Here is a 3,451-nt window from a genome sequence, read left to right on the forward strand (position 1 = left end):
GAAACTTTGTCCGCCGGGTGATTTTAAAAACCAGGCTATGTTTTCGTTGTTTACTGGTTCGGCTTATCAGCTGTCAAGGAATTATCAGCAAGCGATCTATTACTTTGAGCAATGTGCATCGCTGTCCTCGAAAGCGGGGAAAACAACCTACGGGGTGATAGCCTTAGGACAGCTGAGCCATATGTACGAATTTACCGGCAACATCCCAATGCGAAAAAGGAACCTCAACCGGATGATCAAGATGGCAGATACAGCCCGGGACATCAAGACGAAGGAAACTTTGTATTCCGCATTGGGCGGCTATTATTATGATACAGACGAATATGAAAAATCGGTTAAATACCGCCTGTTGGATATTGAGCTGCTGAAAAAGATTAGTAAGACAGACACCGCCAGGAATAAAAACGTAGTGGTGGGCTACGCCCTTAGCAACATGGGCGCCATGATGAGTTACCTGGGAAGGGATAAAAAAGCCATTGAATATTTTGATGATGCCCGGGAGTATATTGGCGAGTATGTGCTTCGAAACGGAGAAGAAACGCTGTACAGAAATTATTTGATCTCTTATCTGGCGTTAAAAAAGCCAGATAGCGCGCGAGTGTATTATAACTTGGTTTACAAGGGAATGAAAGGCATTGATACGCTTTATTCGCTGATGAGCTATGTCAATTATTCATTTGGCAATTATTACCTGGAGCAAAAGAAACTGGACAGTGCGCTACATTATGCAAAACTTGGTGTCCGCTTTGGAAAAAAGGCCTCCGGTACGGATCCGCTGATTGAATCAAATCTGCTTTATGGTACGGTGTTGAGCGAACAGGGAAAATACGCCGAGGCTGTCGAGTACTTGAAGCCGGGATTGATAGGTTCTTTTGAATTTGATAAAGAAAGTCTTTCAAACCTTCACAAAGGGCTGGCCAAGTCATATGCCGGGCTCAGGACCTGGGACAAGGCTTATTATCATTTGGGTGAAGCAAGCCGGTTGAGTGATAGTTTGCTGAAGTCGATTGCTGATAAAAATTTCAACGAGATAGAAGGCAAATACCAGAATTCCCAGAAGATCCAGCAGATTAAAGTGAAAAATCTACAGCTTAGCGCGGGGCGCAGACAGCGGATCTGGCTTTTTGGGGGAGTCGCATTGTTATCTGTCGTTGTCTTTTTGCTTGTGGTCATTTATCGAAGCAAGAAACGCAGCGCAGATGTACTGGATGGGAAGAATAAGGCCCTGGCTCTACTGAACGAACAACTTGAAGAGGCCAACCAGACCAAGGCCAAGTTGTTCAGTATCATTAGCCATGACCTTCGCTCACCGATCAGCCAGGTTTATCAGTTCCTGAAATTGCAGCAGCTGAATCCTCAATTGCACGACGAAGCCCAGAAAAAGGAATTAAGTTCCCGGATCCAGGAAGCTACTGGTTCGTTACTGGAGACCATGGAAGACCTGCTGCTGTGGAGCAAAACACAAATGAGCCATTTCAATACCAGCTTGCAACCGACGATTTTACATCCTGTGCTTTTGCAATGCGAGCAATTGCTGAAGCTCAATATAGAATCGAAGCATTTGAAGGTCCTAAACCGGGTACCAGAAGATATTTCAGTTGTTACCGACCCGTATTTTCTGCAGACCATTGTCCGTAATTTGTTGCAAAACGCCGTAAAGGCCTCTCCAGATGGTGGTCAAATTGAGATTAGTGTCAGAAAAGACGCGGATCAGACCATACTCGTGATAAACAACCATGGAAAAAGCTTTAGTCAGGAAGATTATCTTTCCGCGCTGTCCAGTGAAAACAATGCAAGGAGTCTGTCGGGACTCGGGTTGCGACTGGTCGACGAGCTTTCTGCCAAGTTAAACCATAAAATTGCATTTGCATCGGACGAAGATGGCGTTACCACGGTGACGATCAGCTTCTTTAATTCCTGATACCTCAACGTTTTTCCTTTCAACGATTATTACCGTTCGTTCATCGATCGGATCGTCGTTTTGACCATGCACCCCGCTACCTTCATGTCATTAGATACCCTATTCAGACATGAAAAAATTAATCACTACAAACAGAAATTTACTTTGGATACTGTCAATATCTATTTGCTGTATCCTTGGATGCACGACAGAGGGCCTGACAGGTCCGGAAGGCCCGGCGGGCCCAATAGGAACAAGCGGAGCCACAGGCGCTAAAGGTGATGCCGGCGCAGTCGGTGCAGCTGGCAAGGACGGAAGTACGATCTACAGTGGTACCGGAGTACCTGCACTTGCAGTTGGCAATATAGGTGATTATTACCTGGACAGAACCTCGGCAAATTTATATGGTCCAAAGGCCGGAGCAGGGTGGGGCACTCCACTACTGCTGATGGGTGCTCAAGGGGCGACTGGTGCTACAGGAGCAAATGGCGCTGACGGAACCAATGGGACGGACGGAAGCAAAACACTTAGTGGAACCACGAGTCCATCTGTGGCATTGGGTAATTCCGGAGATTATTACCTGGATAAATCATCCTATTTATTATATGGACCTAAAGATGCCAACGGATGGGGAATTCCTCTTTTGCTGCGCGGTGCTGCGGGAGTTCAGGGGCCGACCGGTGCTGCCGGTAAAGATGGCAGCATTATTTATAGCGGGTCGGGGGTTCCGGATGCCACAATTGGAACAAATGGGGATTATTACCTGGATAAAAATACAGGGAATTTATATGGACCAAAAACAGGAACCGGATGGGGCATCGCTTTAATCCTCAGGGGAACCAATGGCACAAATGGCACTGACGGAGCCAATGGTGCCGATGGCACTGACGGAGTGAATGGAACGAACGGCACAAATGGTGCCAACGGAGTCAACGGCAGTACAACACTTAGCGGTAGCGGTACGCCGGCAGTGGGTTTAGGAGCAATCGGAGACTATTACCTGGACAAAACCAATTATTTATTATATGGTCCGAAGGTAGCAGCCGGATGGGGCGTGGCGTTATTACTGCGGGGTGCCGGTGGCGCACAGGGTCCTGTCGGCCCGGCGGGTAAGGACGGCACTGTAATTTATAGCGGCGAAACTGAACCGGATGAGGCCCTGGGTAAACTGGGTGATTTTTATTTTGCTACGGTGACCGCGATCATGTATGGTCCAAAATCAAATTTAGGCTGGGGGCCTGGGGTCAGTCTGAAAGGGACAAACGGTACAAATGGAACCAATGGTACTAATGGTGCTAACGGCAGTAACGGTACCAATGGCAGTTCTGTTTTAAATGGGGTAGGACTACCCGCCAATACGCTGGGCAATAATGGAGATTTCTACATTGACATTTCCACTTATGTTATATATGGGCCAAAGGCAGGCGGCACATGGAGTCCTTACGGAACATCTTTAAGGGGGCAAAATGGTGCCGACGGCAATGCAAATGTGATTGCCCTGGAAACACCAGATAATGTAACTTTCAGCTGGTCATATGAATTTAATAATCG

2 protein-coding genes are annotated in these 3,451 nt (G+C 47.2%); both read left to right on the forward strand.

Annotation, left to right across the window (positions count from 1 at the left end; translation table 11 throughout):
- Window positions 1-1,921, forward strand: a 1,921-nt coding sequence (locus tag VK541_RS12210) for a tetratricopeptide repeat-containing sensor histidine kinase (protein ID WP_324370429.1), incomplete at its 5' end; no start/stop codon positions are given.
- 109 nt (window positions 1,922-2,030) lie between these two features.
- On the forward strand, window positions 2,031-3,451 hold a 1,421-nt coding region (locus VK541_RS12215), incomplete at its 3' end, for a hypothetical protein (RefSeq protein WP_324370430.1).

Origin of the sequence: Pedobacter sp., assembly GCF_035317785.1 — a bacterium.
Classification (GTDB): Bacteria; Bacteroidota; Bacteroidia; order Sphingobacteriales; family Sphingobacteriaceae; genus Pedobacter.